General features: G+C 64.0%; 19 protein-coding genes and 1 pseudogene. 6 read left to right on the plus strand and 14 right to left on the minus strand.

Annotation, left to right across the window (positions count from 1 at the left end; translation table 11 throughout):
- Positions 1-98 precede the first annotated feature (98 nt).
- The 7 genes from AWB75_RS23800 to AWB75_RS23830 form a co-directional block, all read right to left on the minus strand.
- On the minus strand, positions 99-317 hold the full coding sequence (locus AWB75_RS23800; protein WP_087086788.1) for a Txe/YoeB family addiction module toxin: 219 nt from the start codon (positions 315-317) through the stop codon (positions 99-101).
- Positions 317-775, minus strand: a complete 459-nt coding sequence (locus AWB75_RS23805) for a hypothetical protein (protein WP_061126504.1) — start codon at positions 773-775, stop codon at positions 317-319. The genes AWB75_RS23800 and AWB75_RS23805 overlap by 1 nt, the downstream gene beginning before the upstream one ends.
- A 6-nt stretch (positions 776-781) precedes the next feature.
- Complete coding sequence (locus tag AWB75_RS23810; RefSeq protein ID WP_061126505.1) at positions 782-1,093, minus strand: cupin domain-containing protein; 312 nt, start codon at positions 1,091-1,093, stop codon at positions 782-784.
- Positions 1,094-1,104: 11 nt separating this feature from the next.
- Positions 1,105-2,394, minus strand: coding sequence for an MFS transporter (locus AWB75_RS23815; RefSeq protein ID WP_061126506.1), 1,290 nt, complete (start codon positions 2,392-2,394; stop codon positions 1,105-1,107).
- Positions 2,395-2,612: 218 nt separating this feature from the next.
- Entirely contained in the window at positions 2,613-2,930 is a 318-nt protein-coding gene (locus AWB75_RS23820) for a high-potential iron-sulfur protein (RefSeq protein WP_061126507.1), read from the minus strand.
- A gap of 133 nt (positions 2,931-3,063) precedes the next feature.
- On the minus strand, positions 3,064-4,164 hold the full coding sequence (locus tag AWB75_RS23825) for an NAD(P)/FAD-dependent oxidoreductase (protein WP_061126508.1): 1,101 nt from the start codon (positions 4,162-4,164) through the stop codon (positions 3,064-3,066).
- A 185-nt stretch (positions 4,165-4,349) separates the two neighbouring features.
- Complete coding sequence (locus tag AWB75_RS23830) at positions 4,350-5,327, minus strand: AAA family ATPase (protein WP_061126509.1); 978 nt, start codon at positions 5,325-5,327, stop codon at positions 4,350-4,352.
- A 324-nt stretch (positions 5,328-5,651) separates the two neighbouring features.
- Between AWB75_RS23830 and AWB75_RS23840 the strand changes: the two genes are divergently transcribed.
- Both AWB75_RS23840 and AWB75_RS23845 read left to right on the plus strand, forming a co-directional pair.
- Positions 5,652-6,170, plus strand: coding sequence for a hypothetical protein (locus AWB75_RS23840; protein ID WP_061126511.1), 519 nt, complete (start codon positions 5,652-5,654; stop codon positions 6,168-6,170).
- 49 nt (positions 6,171-6,219) lie between these two features.
- Entirely contained in the window at positions 6,220-7,026 is an 807-nt protein-coding gene (locus tag AWB75_RS23845) for an endonuclease/exonuclease/phosphatase family protein (RefSeq protein WP_061126512.1), read from the plus strand.
- A 6-nt stretch (positions 7,027-7,032) separates the two neighbouring features.
- On the opposite strand, the gene AWB75_RS23850 is transcribed toward AWB75_RS23845, so the two are convergent.
- Positions 7,033-7,434, minus strand: coding sequence for a response regulator (locus AWB75_RS23850; RefSeq protein ID WP_061126582.1), 402 nt, complete (start codon positions 7,432-7,434; stop codon positions 7,033-7,035).
- 189 nt (positions 7,435-7,623) lie between these two features.
- Between AWB75_RS23850 and AWB75_RS23855 the strand changes: the two genes are divergently transcribed.
- Positions 7,624-8,220, plus strand: coding sequence for an alpha-ketoglutarate-dependent dioxygenase AlkB family protein (locus tag AWB75_RS23855; RefSeq protein ID WP_061126583.1), 597 nt, complete (start codon positions 7,624-7,626; stop codon positions 8,218-8,220).
- A 28-nt stretch (positions 8,221-8,248) separates the two neighbouring features.
- On the opposite strand, the gene AWB75_RS23860 is transcribed toward AWB75_RS23855, so the two are convergent.
- The 4 genes from AWB75_RS23860 to arsC all read right to left on the minus strand — a co-directional run bounded on the left by AWB75_RS23860 (position 8,249) and on the right by arsC (position 11,018).
- Positions 8,249-8,647 (minus strand): RidA family protein, encoded by a 399-nt coding sequence (locus AWB75_RS23860; RefSeq protein ID WP_061126584.1) that lies wholly within the window; start codon positions 8,645-8,647, stop codon positions 8,249-8,251.
- Between the two features lie 89 nt (positions 8,648-8,736).
- Entirely contained in the window at positions 8,737-10,005 is a 1,269-nt protein-coding gene (locus AWB75_RS23865) for a GGDEF domain-containing protein (RefSeq protein WP_235012212.1), read from the minus strand.
- A 160-nt stretch (positions 10,006-10,165) separates the two neighbouring features.
- Positions 10,166-10,468, minus strand: coding sequence for a hypothetical protein (locus AWB75_RS23870; RefSeq protein WP_061126586.1), 303 nt, complete (start codon positions 10,466-10,468; stop codon positions 10,166-10,168).
- A gap of 127 nt (positions 10,469-10,595) precedes the next feature.
- Complete coding sequence (gene arsC, locus AWB75_RS23875; protein ID WP_061126513.1) at positions 10,596-11,018, minus strand: arsenate reductase (glutaredoxin); 423 nt, start codon at positions 11,016-11,018, stop codon at positions 10,596-10,598.
- A 471-nt stretch (positions 11,019-11,489) separates the two neighbouring features.
- Here arsC and AWB75_RS37185 point away from each other — a divergent pair, with 471 nt between their 5' ends.
- The 3 genes and pseudogenes from AWB75_RS37185 to AWB75_RS23890 all read left to right on the plus strand — a co-directional run bounded on the left by AWB75_RS37185 (position 11,490) and on the right by AWB75_RS23890 (position 12,991).
- On the plus strand, positions 11,490-11,789 hold the full coding sequence (locus AWB75_RS37185; RefSeq protein ID WP_143746482.1) for a hypothetical protein: 300 nt from the start codon (positions 11,490-11,492) through the stop codon (positions 11,787-11,789).
- A 105-nt stretch (positions 11,790-11,894) separates the two neighbouring features.
- Positions 11,895-12,161, plus strand: a complete 267-nt coding sequence (locus AWB75_RS23885; RefSeq protein ID WP_061126587.1) for a cupin domain-containing protein — start codon at positions 11,895-11,897, stop codon at positions 12,159-12,161.
- 7 nt (positions 12,162-12,168) lie between these two features.
- Positions 12,169-12,991 (plus strand): annotated as a pseudogene (locus AWB75_RS23890) (DUF72 domain-containing protein).
- Between the two features lie 6 nt (positions 12,992-12,997).
- Here AWB75_RS23890 and gudD read toward each other — a convergent pair.
- Together gudD and AWB75_RS23900 are read right to left on the minus strand one after the other, a co-directional pair.
- Entirely contained in the window at positions 12,998-14,347 is a 1,350-nt protein-coding gene (gudD, locus tag AWB75_RS23895) for a glucarate dehydratase (protein ID WP_061126515.1), read from the minus strand.
- A gap of 32 nt (positions 14,348-14,379) precedes the next feature.
- The gene (locus AWB75_RS23900) at positions 14,380-15,723 is read right to left on the minus strand and encodes an MFS transporter (protein WP_061126516.1); all 1,344 of its coding nucleotides are present in this window, start codon (positions 15,721-15,723) and stop codon (positions 14,380-14,382) included.
- Positions 15,724-15,889: the final 166 nt, after the last annotated feature.

Raw genomic sequence — 15,889 nt, forward strand, 5'->3', positions numbered from 1 at the left:
CTGAACAGCCGGCCGCGCGCAACCCACGCGTTCCATTCGCCATTCGAGGTTTTCGCTGCGACACTTGCCTCAGCGGGACAACCTCAAAACGCTAAACATTAACCCCCTCGTTGCACTTCGGTTTGAAACCGCCCGTCGATCCGGCGCGACCACATCTTCCTACCCTTTAGCGGCTCGGGCTTGCCCGTGCCTGTAAAGGGATTGCGACTACATTCGTTGATTAGACGAGTCAGCCTTTCGAAGGTCTTCGAGTCTGACCCGCGCCAGGAATGGTATTCATCCCAACTGAGACTCGAGAACAGCCGTCCACGCGCCATCACCCGGCCTGCTTCATTCTCTTGGCAAAATAGCCGCCGAACAGATCCAGAAGCGAAGATTTCGGCGACTCGAGTCTGACAGGCTCAGCGGCCGGAGACGCGTCCGATCGAGTAACCAGATCTTCCGGCGAGAGAAGCTTGTCTTCCGTATATCCCCGCGATCTGAACCACGCGAGCGATTCCTCCAGCTTTCGCTCGTCCAGCTCTCGTTCGACTTCTTCAACGCGCGCCGACAGCTTTTCGAGCGATTCTTTGGAAACCAACACAAGCTCCTCCGAATCGAGCAGCGGCATCGCGCCCCACTCGCCCAACCGCCCCGCCTCGCGCGCTTCGTGATAATCACGCTCGATTAATTCAACCATCCTAACCATTTTCGACTCTCGCTCATGCACGACGATGAGCAGATTATCGCCGCCAATGCCCGCGCTGCGCCACCTGTCCGAACGGATTAGGAACAAACGCCATCAAACGCTTCCTTCCTTTTCGATCACCAGAATCCGCGCCTCGCCGACCGGTTCCGCGAAATGCTCATCGCCAGCCTGTGCATGAAATATATCGCCTGCACGCAGCGTCAGCGTGCGTTCGCCTTCCCCGCCGCGCACGTGCATGCGCACTTCGCCCTGCATCACGGCGAATACCTCCTCGCCATCGTTCACGTGCCATTTATACGGCTCGTTCGTCCAGTGCAGACGGCACGACGTGCCGTTCATCACGCAGATATCGAGCGCGCCCCACGCGCGTTCGGCCGTGAACTTGCCGCTTTCGATCACTTTCATTTGATTGCCGCCTAACGAACGAAATTGCGCGCTTCGTCGACGTCCGCGTGACGCGTCGCCGGAATGCACGCCACCGCAATCAGCGAGAGCACGAGCCCCCCCATCACGTAGAAGGTGGGCGCGAGCTGCGATTCCGTGACGCGAATCAGCCACGTCACGATGAACTGCCCGAAGCCGCCGAAGATCATCACCGCGATGTTGTACGCGAGCGAAAGCCCCGTCGAGCGCACATGCGCCGGAAAAAGCTCGGCGATCAGCGCTCCGAACGGCCCATAGTAGCCCGAGAGGGCGATCGAAAGCAGCGCCTGCACGACGATGAGCCGCATCACGCTCGGCTCCGCGGCGAGCCACGCGAAAAGCGGATAGATGATGACGAGCGTGCTCGCGAGCGACCACATCGAAAGGCCCTTGCGCCCGATGCGATCGGACCACGCGCCCGCGACCGGCGAGAGCACCGCCAGCAGCAGATTGCCAACGATCAGCGCCGTGAACGACTGCCCGAACGGCAGCTTCAGTTGCTTGACGGCGAACGTGGGCAGATAGGCGATCAGCACGTACACCGTCACCGTCAGCGCGATCACCGAGCCGAGCCCGCACAGGACTTCGCGGCTATGCGTGCCGAACACTTCGCCGAGCGTCGCGCGGCGCGCGGTCTTTTTCGCGTGCAGGAACGCTTCGGTATCGGCCATGTTGCGGCGGATATAAAGCCCGATCGGCCCGATGACGAGACCGAGAATGAACGGCACGCGCCAGCCCCACGATTCGAGCGCTTCGGGCGAAAGGCCGCGCGAGATCGCCGAGCCGACGATCGCGCCGAGCAGCAGCGACGCCGCCTGGCTCGCCATCTGGAAACTGCCGTACAAGCCGCGCTTCGAGAACGGCGCCGCTTCGATCAGAAGCGCGGTCGAGCTGCCGAACTCGCCGCCCGCGGAGAAGCCCTGCAGAAGCCGCGCGAACACGATGACCAGCGGCGCGCCGATGCCGATCGCCGAATACGGCGGCGCTATCGCGAGCAGGAGAATGCCGAGCGTCATCAGGCCGATGACGAGTGTCAGCGCCGCCTTGCGCCCCGCGCGATCCGCGTAGAGACCGAGCACGATGCCGCCGACCGGCCGCATCACAAATGCGACGCCGAAGGTCGCCGTCGTCAGAAGAATCGATGAGTAGTCGCTGTCGCTCGGAAAGAACAGCCGCGCGATGACCACCGTCATGAAGCCGAAGACCGTGAAGTCGTACCACTCGAGCGCGTTGCCGATGACCGCCGCCGCCACGGCGCGCGAATTCAATGGTCTTCCGGGCATGCGTTCCCCTAGTCATTAGGTTCGTGCGGGGCCAGCGCGCTCATGCGCGCGGGCCTGCTCGTCTCGTCGTCCGCGTTTTATAAAGATGCACACGCGCGGCTCTTTTTGCCTTGGCGAGTGTAAAGACGGATTTTCTCCTGAGCAAGCTAATTACAAACGAAGAAAAGCGCGCCGGGCCGTTCGGCCGGGCGCGCTTCCAGACTCATGCCGGTTTTGCGTTATGCCTTCTTCACATAGGCGCTGCACCAGCCCTTCGATGCGACCTGCTTTCCGGCGAACATCGGGCACGGCGCGTAGGCGTCGGTTGCCTTGCCCTGATAGAACTGACAGTTGCCGCAATCCTGGCCAGCCGCGTACTTCGCGTACTTGGCCTTGTCGACCTTGCTCGCGTCTTCCTTGTAGCCGAGCGCCTGCGCGGTGGGATCGCTTTCGGTGACTTTGGGCGCGTCGGCGGCGAGCGTGGCGCGCGACCCGAGCGCGAACGTCGAAGCGACGCCCACGCTGGTAATGAGGAACGTGCGACGTGATGTCTTCATTGTGACTCACTCCATGTTGTATTGGGGGAAATGCGCCGTTCTTGGCGACGGCGATGTCCGAGCATATCAATCTGGAAGCGAGTCGACGACGTCAAATGTTAGAGATAAGGGCGGTGTGAAAGTCGCATGTAAGTCAACGCGCCATGTCAGCGACGCGCTCGGCGATCGCAAGCGATGCCGTCAGTCCCGGCGACTCGATGCCGAACAGATTGACGAGCCCCGGCACGCCGTGCGCCGACTTGCCCTGAATCATGAAATCCGCCGCCGCCTGACCCGGACCTGATAGCTTCGGCCGGATGCCGGCATAAGCGGGCTGCAATGCGTCGTCGGGCAGACCGGGCCAGTACGCGCGAATCGCGGCGTAGAACGAATCGGCGCGGCGCGGATCGACGTCGTAGTTGAGCGTGGGCACCCATTCGACGTCTGGGCCGAACTTCGCCTGCCCGCCGAGATCGATCGTCAGATGCACGCCGAGGCCCGCTTCGTTGGGCATCGGATAAATGAGACGCTCGAACGGCGCGCGACCGCTCACGCTGAAGTAATTGCCCTTCGCGAAATAGAGCGGCGGCACATGGCGATCGTCGAGACCGCGAATGCTGCGGGCGATTTCGTTCGCATGCAGCCCCGCGCTGTTGATCAGATACGACGCCCGCAAGCGCGCCGGCGACTCGCCGCCCGTCTCGACGATGAAGCAGCCCTCGCGCGCATCAATGGACGCGACCGGCGTATGGAACACGATGTTCGCGCCGTGCTTCTCGGCTTCGCCCTGCAGCGCGAGCATGTACTGATGACTGTCGACGATGCCCGTCAGCGGTGAATACACCGCTTCGACGCATTGCAGCTGCGGCTCCATTTCGGCCGCCTGCGCGCCGCTGAGGCGCACGAGTCCCTTCACGCGATTCTCGATGCCCTTCTGCTCCAGCGCCGCGAGCTGCGGCACCTGATTGCGCGCCGTCGCGACGAGCAGCTTGCCGCATTGCCGGTGCGGCACGCCATGCGCCTGACAGAATTCGTAGAGCATGTCGCGCCCGCGCACGCACAGTTCCGCCTTCTGCGATCCGCGCGGGTAATAGATGCCCGCGTGGATCACCTCGCTGTTGCGCGAGCTCGTGCCGATGCCAATGCCCTCGCCCGACTCCAGCACGATGACTTCGCGTCCGCGCATCGCCAGCGCGCGGGCTATCGCCAGTCCGACGACACCCGCTCCGATTACCACACACTCGATCCGGTCCATGTCTTTTCCCGCCGCAGAGTTCTTCCCAATTATTTTACGTTCGGGACTGTTGCGAGATACACAACAAACGCACACGGATTGCCTCGTTTTCCGGTGCAATTCAGAAAAAGGCAAGAATCTGGCCGCCAGATGTCAAAAATGACAGCTTTTGACGGGTTTTTTGTCAATTTCGCAAACAGGACTTTTTAAAAGCCGATCGCCTTCTTGCGCGAATTCCGGTCGAGCTGAATGTCGCGCGCCTCGACATGATGCCGTCCGTCGATGCGTGCGTTGCCGAACGCGTTCAACATGGCGCGCCGCATGCCGCGCGGCGACGCCCGCGTGAGCGCGTCGAGCGGGCCGTCTCCGAGCGTTTCCGGAAAGGCCGCGCCCCACGCGTGCGCGTTGCGGATTTCGGCGTAGATGGTCTGCGCGATGCGCCGCGCGCCCTCGCGGTCCGGCGCCGGAATCTCGTACACGTTCATGCGGTTCAGAAGCGGCTCGGGAATCGCGCGCGCGTCGTTGGCGGTGGCGATCCACACGACGTTGCCCGCGTTGATCGGCACCTCGGCGAATTCGTCGATGAACGTTTGCGCCGTGTCGTGCTCCAGCAGCGCGTAGAGCGCACCGAGCGGATCGTATTGCGCGTCGCCGGTGGCCTTGTCGATTTCATCGACGGTAATGACGGGGTTCGCGTAGCTGCCGTTCACGAGCGCGTCGAAGACCTTGCCGGGCTTCGCATTGCGCCATTGAGACGACGCGCCCGACAGGATCCAACCCGCCGTCAGCGAGCTCATCGCGACGTAATGGCAGGACGTGCCGAGCAGCCGCGCGAGTTGCTTCGCGAAGTGCGTCTTGCCGATGCCGGGCTCGCCGAGCAGCAGCATCGGCATGAGTTCGAGGCGATCGTCGGTTTCGAGACACAGCGCGATCTGCTTGCGGATATCGTCGAGCGGCTCTTCGAAATTCGGCAGCGTGGCCGCGAGATCGTCGATGGACGGCATGCGGTTCGGCTTCACGCAAAAGCGCAGATTGCCCGCCTTGAGCATTTTTTCGTAAGTGGCGCGCAAGGCGTCGCTCGCGCCTTCGGGCAGATCGTTGAGCGCGGTTTCCACGTCATCGAGACTGTAGACCTTGCTGAACGACGCCACCGCGAGTTCCTGTCTGACCACGGCTGTCGTCATGTCACACCCCGTCATTTTTTTGTGTCGACGAGTCCAGTGTATCGACGCCAAAAGCCCATGCAAGCGAGCAGTCGAACGCGTGTGCTGCTAACCACTAAGCCCCGTTTCCATCGATGAAGCCGCGCGCGTCGCGCCCTAGTATCATCGTCGGAATCGATACGGACCCGATGCAGCCGGGCGGGTTCGAAACATGCTGTTTCTTCTGGCGTGCTGAACCCGGCGCGCGCCGCCGTGTCACACGAAATTCGCCGGGAACGCCGATCCCGCGGCCGCTCGCCATCGCGCGCCGCCATCCGAACAGTCCGCGCGCAGGAGCTGCCTTCAATGCATGAAACGATACGAACCGCCTTTCTGAACGCCGCGCTCACGGCGGCCGCCTGTTTTGCCGCCGGCGCGCAGGCGCAAATCGCGCCGCCGCAACCGGTGACCTGGGAGTTGCAGGTCGTGCGCGACGGCCAGCAGATCGACTCGTTTTCCGGCACGACCAACGTCGGCCAGGCGCGCACCGATACGCACCACAACAAGGTGAAGAATCGCGTCGGCTGCGCGGATCAGCCCGCGGGCGACATCGATCTGCAACGCACGCTCACGATCTCGCCGACGCACGCGAGCACCGACGACATCACGCTCGCCATCGATGCGCAGGAAACCTTGCAGGAGGACAGCACGCGCGCGTCGCCATCCGGCTGCAAGCTGCCGCCCGTACCGCGTCAGGTGAGCGCGTCGCATCCTGGCCTGGTGCTCAAGCCGGGCGAGTGGGGGCAATGGCCGATCATCGAAAGCAATCCGTCGCTTGCGTACCGGGTGCGCGCGAGCCTCGGTTCGGCCACGGCGGCGCAATGAACATCGCGGTGACATAGACTCGAAGTCCGCCGCCTGACACGAACAACGCATGCGAAACCCAGAACATCTTCCGCCAGGCCCGTCCTCCCGCTCGGCGACGCCGGATTTCACGGCGGTCAGCTGGAACCTGCACAAGGGCCGCTCGCCGCTCGGTTTGCGCGCCTGGAACGCGATGCAGCGGTGGGTCCAGACCACCAACGCGGACGTCTATTTCCTCCAGGAAGCGATGGCGCGGCGCATGCCCCAGCCCGTCCTCGCAAGCGGCTTCGGCAATCCGCTCAACGCGCCGCTCGACGACGTCTGGCATTGTCAGGCAACCGAAATCGCCACCGCGCTCGAATTGCAGATTGCGCTCGGGCCGAACGTGTTCAAGCCGTCGTGGCGGCACGGCAACGCGATTCTGTCGCCGCATCCGCTCGATCTTTCCGGGCGCTGGGACATCTCGGCGCATCGCTTCGAAAAGCGCGGCTTACTGGTTGCGCGCGCCACGTTCTCCGGCCAGGCGATCACGCTGCTATGCGCGCATCTCGCGCTGACGCGTCAGGCGCGGCTGCGTCAGATGAACTGGATCGCGCACTGGATCGCGAAGGAAGCGCCCGACGGCCCGCTCGTGCTCGCCGGAGACTTCAACGACTGGCGCAACGATTCCGTGCCGCTCTTTGGCGAACTCGGCATGAACGAAGTCGCGACGATGCTCGGCGAATCCGGCCGCACGTTTCCGGCGTTCTCGCCCGCGCTCGCGCTCGACAAGATGTTCGTGCGTGGCCTCAAGCCCGTCGAATGGCTCGTGCCGACGCAGGACACCGCATGGCTGTCCGATCATTTGCCGTACATGGCGCGGCTGCGCGTCGAATAAAAGCGCTTACGCGCGCGGTCCCGCGATTAGCGCTTCCAGATCCGCGATGGTGACGGGTTTCGTCAGGTGATGGTCGAAGCCCGCGTCGAGCGCGCTCTGACGGTCGGCGTCGCTGCCCCAGCCGGTCAATGCGAGCAGCAGCGCGTTGTTCGTCGCATCGCGCTTTCTCAGCTCGCGCGCGACATCGAAGCCGCTCATGCCCGGCAAGCCGATATCGAGCACGATCACATCGGGTTTGAAATCATCGATCGATGCGAGCGCGCGCGGCCCGTCATGCTCCGTGCGCACTTCGTGGCCGAGCGCTTCGAGCAGCATCGACATGGCAAGCGCCGCATCGACGCTGTCGTCGACGAGCAGGATGCGGCGGCCTTGCGCCGCGCCGCCGCTTGCTTCGGCGGTGGTGTTCATGTGATTCCCCGGGGCGTCGTCGCCGCGCAGGAGCAGGACGAAGCCGTGTTCCGACCCTTGCACGACTTTAATGAGATGATTCGGGAAATGTAGCACAGCGTCCGGACGTGCAAGAAAATGAACCAGCAATCACGGGGTGCAAGGCTCTGCTATCGTGAATGCTTCATTTGCCGTGCGTGCATGACCGCCATGTTCGATCTCTTCGACGACATTCCCAAGCCCGATATCGTGTGGCATCCCGACTGGATCGGCGCCGACGAAGCCTCCGATCTGATGGGCGCGCTCATCGAAGAAGTGCGCTGGCAGCAGGACACGATGACGACGCCCGGCGGCCGCGTGCCGCTGCCGCGCCTGACCGCGTGGCAAGGCGAGCCGGACTCGGTGTACGTTTATTCCGGCATCCGCAACGTACCGCAGCCGTGGACGCCCGCCGTCGCGCAGTTACGCGAACGCGCGCAGGCCGCATGCGATGCGCGTTTCAACAGCGTGCTGCTGAACCGCTATCGCAGCGGCCTCGACAGCATGGGCTGGCACGCCGACAAGGAACGCGAGCTCGGCCCGGAACCGGTGATCGCATCGGTGAGCCTCGGCACGACGCGCACGTTCGAGTTTCGTCACGCGCGCACGCACGCGACGCATTCCCTCGCCCTCACGCACGGCAGCCTGCTCGTGATGCGCGGGCGCACGCAGCAGGAATGGGTGCATCGCGTGCCGAAGGAGCCGGGCATGGCCGGCGAGCGCATCAATCTCACGTTCCGCTGGGTCGATGCGTCGAAGCGCAAGTAGACGCGCTCATGGCCGCTTCATGGCCGCTTCATGGCCGCTTCGCGACGAAATCGATTTCCACGAGCGCATCGCGCGCGAGCCCGGTCACGCCGATGCACGTGCGCGCCGGCAACGGCTTCGGCAGAAAGTACGACCGGTAAACCGCGTTCATCGCGTCGTAATCGCGTTTGAATTCGGTCAGGAAGATGCGCACGCTCACCACGTTGTCGAGCGTGAGGCCGACGCCGCTCAGCACGAGAATCAGGTTGTCCATCACACGACGCGTCTGCGCCGCGACGCCTTCGGCCAGCGGTGCGCTGTCATCGTCCGGATCGGTGGGCATCTGGCCGGTAAGGAACACCCAGCCATCGGCCTCGGCCGCGTGCGAGAAAGGGCCGACGGGTGTCGGCGCGGCATCGACCATCGTGAATTTGGGCAGGTGGCTCACTTCATCTCCTCTTGCGTTTGTCGAGAGCGGCATCGGCACGTTAGCGCGCCAAAATTGCATGCGTCGATGAACAAACCGGAACGCGAACGTCAGGCGAGCGCGTCGGCGGCGGGCGCCTTCACGCGATTGCGGCCCGCGATCTTCGCGCCGTAGAGCAGGCCGTCCGCGCGCGCCATCAGCGAGGCGAGCGACTCGCGTCCGTCCCACGCCGCGATGCCCGCGCTGAAGGTGTAATGCAGCACGCCGCCGGGCACGCCGCACGGTGTCGCTTCGACCGTCGTGCGCAGACGTTCGACGAGCGCGGTGACATCGTCGATGCGCGCCGCCGTGCAGAACAGACAAAACTCCTCGCCGCCGATACGCCCGAACGCGTCGTGATCACGGATGTGCGCCTGCACGATCGACGCGAAATGGCGCAGCACTTCATCGCCCGCCGCGTGGCCGTAGCGGTCGTTCACGCTCTTGAAATGATCGACGTCGACGACCGCGACGTACTCACGCGTGCCTGTCTGCGCCGCGCGTGCGAGTCGATCGGCGGCCGCCGCGAGCAGCGCCTTGCGCGACAGCGCGCCGGTGAGATCGTCGAAGCGCGCGAGCCGTTCGAGCCGCTGAGCGAGCCGGTCGTGCGCCATCATCACGAGCCCGATGCACAGCGACGGCAACACGAGAATGCCGAGCGCGAGGAACGTGATCTGCATCGGACCGGGTTGCAGGAGCGCCGCCTGCGCGGGCGGCTTCACGGCGTAGATCGCGCCGCGGATCGTATGGCCGAGCGCGCCGAGCGCGGCGGCGCCCGCGACGAACAGATAGTTGTAACGCGGCCGCTCCTTCGGGCGCTCGATCAGCACACGCCCGGCGATCGCGAGATCGCACGCGGCATGAAACGCCGACACGATCACCACGCGCACGTGCGCATCGGGCACGACGTAAGTGAAATACGCGATGCCCGCCATCACGCCGAGCCACATGATCCAGCCCGTCCAGCGCTGCGCGGGACGCATGGGCACGTCGAAGAAATCGTTGCAGCCCTCGTAGATGAGCAGGATCGTCGCGGCGAGCAGCTGATTCGCGGCGACGATGCCGAGCCACGCGGGCGCGACGCCCTGCAAGGCAAAGAGCACGAGCGAAATGATGGCGAGCACGTTCGCCCAGAGCCAGCGCGGCACGCCCGCGATCGCGTGCGAGAGCAGCGAAATCAGCACCAGTATCGAGAGAATGCTCGATAGCGCGGTGACGACGAGAATGCTGACTGGACTGAACATCGCTGAAATGAAGGGAATGCCGCTCGTGCCGAAAGAAGACCGCGCCGGATGCGCGACACGCCCGACGGGTGCCGGCGCGGCGAGAGAAGCACGCATGTCCGACATCGCCAACGTGTTTACGGCACGAACGGCCGCACCTTGAACGGCTCCATGTGCGGCACGCGGTCGCATCATCGCGAACGAAAGCGCAAAAAGAAACGCGGCGCAGCCTCCCGGCTCGCCGCGTTCGACAGCAATGCGCAGTCCAGACGAATCGTTACCAGCCGCGACGGTCGCGCCAGCGTTCCTCGCGGCGCATTTCATGGCGCCACTGACGTTCGCGCCACTCGTGGCGGCGCCATTCGCGCTCGCGCCAGCGCTCGTCGCGATCTTCGTAGCCGCTATACCTGCCGTACCCGCCGTCGCCCCCATAACCGTAATAGCCGACCGGCGCGGGCTGCGCATACACCGGCACGCCGACGCCCACGGCTACATCGACGTGCGCATTCGCCGACGCCGATATCGCGAGCGCTGCGATCCCCGCAATCCCGACAGCCATACCCAGCAGTTTCTTTTTCATGCCGCTTCCTCCCTGCACACGAGTGCTTCGTGAGTCAGATGAAGTCTAGAAAGCGATGCCGGATACAGGTGCAACGGGTCTGCCAGAAAGGTAACGTCAGGTAACGGTCAGGTCCGGCGCGTGTGCGTCAGCGCACACGCTTGCCCTTTTCGTCGATGACGACCTCGCCGTCTTCCTTCGTGAACGGGCCCTTCTGCGCTTCGGGCAGGATGTCGAGCACGAGCTCGGACGGACGGCACAGCCGCGCGCCCTTCGGCGCATCGACGAACGGACGGTTGATCAGAATCGGATGCGCGAGCATCGCGTCGATCAGTTGATCGTCGGTGAGGCTGGGATCGTCGAGTCCGAGTTCCGCATACGGCGTGCCTTTTTCGCGCAGCGCGTCGCGCACCGAAAGGCCCGCGCGCGCGATCAGCGCGACAAGCGATTCGCGGCTCGGCGGATGCGTCAGATACTCGATCACGGTCGGCTCTATGCCCGCGTTGCGAATCAGCGCGAGCGTGTTGCGCGAGGTTCCGCACTTCGGGTTGTGGTAGATGGTGACAGTCATGGGTCGCGATGTCCTTGCGTTCTTGAACGGAAAATGCACGCCTCGCATTCTAGAACCGATGCGGCGATGACGTGTTCGCCCGCCTCGCGCCACGCGTGCGTCAGAAGCGGGGCGCACATTCAATTGTCCTGTCCATTCGAGCATCGGCGGCCTATAACGAAGTGTGCAGCGCGGCATGCGTCTTCTGCGGACCCGCGGGTCCGAAACGGTTCTTCCGCCGGCAAGCGCACCGGCGCTCCGTCTGCATCGCATCGGCGAGATGCCGTGCGTGAATCGCATACGAACAAGTTCGGGATACCGGCAGCGTCACACATCGCCACGCCGGGAGCCGGCGCCGATGTCCGGCCGGCCGGCAAGCCACGCATGGCGAACGAAGGGCACGTGGCACGTTCCGTGCCGAATCACGATCCGAATCAGCGAACAGCGTTACGCGGTGTGCACGCGAGCGCGCCTTCCGATCAAGGAGTCAACATGAAATCACGTATCGCACTGGCGGCGCTCGCCGCCTCGTTACTCGTCGCCGCTGGCGTCGCCTCGGCTCAGCAGACTTACTATCGCACCGCGCAGGTGCCCGGACAGGCCACCGCCGATACCTGGACCGATCCGAGTGCGCCTCAGCAGAGCGCCATGCAAGGACAGCCGGGCGACACGTCCTATGGCGGCGCGCCGATGACGCGAGGCGAAACCGGCATGACGATGGGCAGCATGGACGGGACGTCGTCCAAGCCATGCGTCCGTGGGCCGCAATGCAACATCTTCTTCGGCAACTGAGCGCGGCAAACCGAACTTTCGTAGCTGCGTTAGCATCAGGTGCATGACACGGCGCGTCGGCTCGAAACGAGCGGCGCGCCTTCCCTTTTTCACGGAACCGCCGACATGCACCGCGACGAATTTCTCGCACTTCTCTCCCGCGAAGGTTTTCACGAAGTCGTCACGGTCACGCGCGAGCCGCACGGTTCGCTCGATGTCCACGCGCATCCGTTCGAAGCCAAGGCGCTGATCCTCGAAGGCGATGTGACGATCCGCATCGGCGAGGACGCCAGCACATATCGCGCGGGCGAGCTCTTTCATCTCGCGACGAACCTCGAGCATTCGGAGCGGTTCGGGCCGCAAGGCGTCAGCTATCTCGTCGGACGCAAATAACGACGCGATGGCGACCTCCAAAAGCAAGACCGCGCGGATTCGCGTCGGCATCGGCGGATGGACGTTCGAGCCGTGGCGCGGCACGTTCTATCCGGAAGGACTCGCGCAGAAGCGCGAGCTCGAATACGCGAGCCGCGCGCTCACCACCATCGAAGTGAACGGGACGTTCTACGGCTCGCAAAAGCCGGAGACGTTCATCAAATGGCGCGACGAGGCGCCCGACGATTTCGTGTTCTCGCTCAAGGCGCCGCGCTACGCGACGAACCGCCGTGTGCTTGCAGATGCGGGCGAAACGATCGAGCGCCTTTTTCGGCAGCGGCGTGCTCGAACTGAAGGACAAACTCGGCCCGATCAACTGGCAGTTCGCACCGACCAAGAAGTTCGATCCCGAGGACTTCGAGCGCTTTCTCGAACTGCTGCCCGCGAAAGTCGAAGGGCGCGCGATTCGTCATGCAATCGAAGTGCGGCACGAGAGTTTCTGCGATCCGGCGTTCGTCGCGCTGGCGCGGAAATATCGCGTCGCGGTCGTGATCGCGGGCGATTCGAAGTATCCGCAGATCGCAGACGTGACCGCGCCGTTCGTCTACGCGCGCATCATGGGCACGACCGACAAGCAGGCAAACGGCTACGCGAAGGCGGCGCTCGATCGCTGGACCGAGCGCGCGCGAGTCTGGGCGGCGGGCGGCTCGCCCGATGATTTGCAGACCTTCGGCCAATCCGCGCCGCCGAAAGCCGCATCGCGCGATGTCTTTCTCTACGTCATCAGCGGATTCAAGGAGCGCAATCCCGCAGCGGGGATGGCGCTCATCGAGCGGTTGAAAAAAGACTAGAAGCGCTCAGCGCACCAGGCACGGCTTCTTGTTGTCGAACTTCCAGTTCGGGATCAGATACTGCATCGCGACGCCGTCATCGCGCGCGCCGAGGCCGTGCTTCTGATACAGCTCGTGCGCCTTCGCGACTTCGTCCATATCCAGCTCGACGCCGAGTCCCGGCACTTCCGGCACCTTCACCTTGCCGCCGACGATCCGCAACGGATCGCGCGTCAAACGCTGGCCGTCCTGCCAGATCCAGTGCGTGTCGATCGCGGTGATCTTGCCCGGCGCGGCAGCGGCGACGTGCGTGAACATCGCGAGCGAAACATCGAAGTGATTGTTCGAATGCGAGCCCCACGTCAGGCCCCAGTCATTGCACATCTGCGCGACGCGCACCGAGCCCTGCATCGTCCAGAAATGCGGATCGGCGAGCGGAATATCGACCGATTGCAACTGGATCGCGTGGCCCATCTGACGCCAGTCGGTGGCGATCATGTTCGTCGCGGTCGGCAGGCCCGTCGCGCGGCGGAACTCCGCCATCACTTCGCGGCCCGAATAGCCGTTTTCCGCGCCGCACGGATCTTCCGCGTAGGCGAGCACGTCGCGTTTGTCGCGGCACAGGCGGATCGCTTCCGCGAGCGACCACGCGCCGTTCGGATCGAGCGTCACGCGCGCTTCCGGGAAACGCTCGGCGAGCGCAGTCGCCGCTTCCATTTCGGCGTCGCCCGAGAGCACGCCGCCTTTCAGCTTGAAGTCGTTGAAGCCGTAACGCGCCTGCGCCGCTTCCGCGAGGCGTACGACCGCTTCCGGCGTCAGCGCCACTTCGGTGCGCACGCGCTCCCAGTCGTCCTTGCCTTCCGCGCCGGACGCATACGGCAGATCCGTCTTGTTGCGATCACCGACGTAGAACAGATAGCCGAGCATTTCGACTTCGTCGCGTTGCTGGCCTTCGCCGAGCAGCGCCGCGACCGGCACGCCGAGATGCTGGCCGAGCAGGTCGAGCAGCGCCGCTTCGAGCGCGGTGACGGCGTGGATCGTCGTGCGCAGGTCGAAGGTCTGCAGGCCGCGGCCGCCCGCGTCGCGATCGGCGAATGCGGTGCGCACGCGGTTCAGGATCGCCTGCATGTTGCCGATCGATTGTCCGACGACATACGCGCGCGCATCGTCGATGGTCTTGCGGATACTCTCGCCGCCCGGCACTTCGCCGACGCCCGTGTTGCCCGCGCTGTCTTTCAGGATCACGATGTTGCGCGTGAAGAACGGGCCGTGCGCGCCCGACAGGTTCATGAGCATGCTGTCGCGGCCGGCGACCGGCACGACGCGCAATTCGGTGACTTTCGGAGTGGCGTTCGGTTTGACTGCGTTCGTGGACATGAGCGTGATCCTTGACAGAGATGTTGTGCGTACTAATGCGCGCTTCGATGAGCGTGAGCGGCGTCGCCGGACGGCGCGCGATCCGAGCGCCGGTTGCGCGTGAAGAAGACCGCGACGGCCGCGATCAGCGATGCGACGCCGAGCCCGTACAGGCCGCCCGACACCGAGCCGGTATGTTGTTGAAGATAGCCGAAAGTCGCGGGCGCGAAGAAGCCGCCGAGATTGCCGACCGAGTTGATGAGCGCGATTACGCCGGCCGCGACGCGCGCATCGAGATAGCCTTGCGGAATCGGCCAGAATAGCGACGACGCCGCCTTGAATCCGATCGCGGAGAAGCAGATCGCGACGAACGACAGCACCGCGTCGCCGGTCGTCGACGCGAAGAGACCGCATGCCGCGATCACCAGCGCGACGGCGACCCACGCCTGCTGGAAGCGAAAGCGCGCGGACAAGAGCGCGAAGCAGTACATCGCGACGATGGCGATCATCCACGGAATCGTGTTGTAGAGGCCGACCTGGAAATCGCTGAGGCCGCCCATCTTGCGGATGATCGTCGGCAGCCAGAAAGTCGCCGCGTAGATCGTCAGTTGAATCGAGAAGTACATGAAGCAGAACAGCACGATCTGCGGATCTTTCAGCAGCTTGATCGTCGGCAGATGACGGCCGCCGGACGCAGCTTCGCGTTCTGCCTGTTCCGATGCGATCGCGCTTTGCAGCGCGCATTGCTCGTCGGCGGACAGCCAGTGCGCGTCGCTGATGCGCGATTTCAGCAGCATCCAGCTCACGCCGCACAGGAACACGGAGAACGCGCCTTCGATCAGGAACATCCACTGCCAGCCGTGCAGGCCGAGACCTCGGATCGACAGCAAGGCGCCTGTGATCGGACCGGACAGAATCGATGCGAACGCCGAGCCGCCGAGAAAGATCGCGATCGCCTTGCCGCGCTCTTTCTGCGGCAGCCATTGCGTGAAGTAATAGACGACGCCCGGAAAGAAGCCTGCTTCCGCGATGCCGAGCAGAAAGCGCAGCACGTAGAACGAGGTTTCGTTCTGCACGAAGGCCATCATCGCCGCGACGATGCCCCACGTCCCCATGATCCGCGTGAGCCACGCGCGCGCGCCGTACTTCTGCATCAATACGTTCGACGGCACCTCGAACAGCGCATAGCCGATGAAGAACAGGCCGCTGCCCAGACCGTATGCCGCGGCGCCGATGCCGAGATCGGTCTGCAAGTGCGAACTCACGAAACCGACGTTCACGCGATCGATGTAGTTCGCGATGAACATGATGAGGAACAAGGGCAGCACGTGGCGCTTGACCTTGGAGCTGGCCGATTCGAGCAGATCGACGGCCGGCTTGGCGGAAGCTGTGTTCAAGGGGAGTCTCCTGATCGTACGATGTGGTACGTTGTCTGATGACATTTTATTGCGGTGCACCGCGCAGGCCAATCACGTGTTTACCCTCTATCGTGTAGAGGCTTATCGGCTGGTGCTTGTGCGTCTATCGAAGCAGCTCGCGCGCGGTCGGCGCATAGCTAAAACT

The sequence above is a fragment of the Caballeronia catudaia genome (assembly GCF_001544755.2).
Lineage (GTDB): Bacteria > Pseudomonadota > Gammaproteobacteria > Burkholderiales > Burkholderiaceae > Caballeronia > Caballeronia catudaia.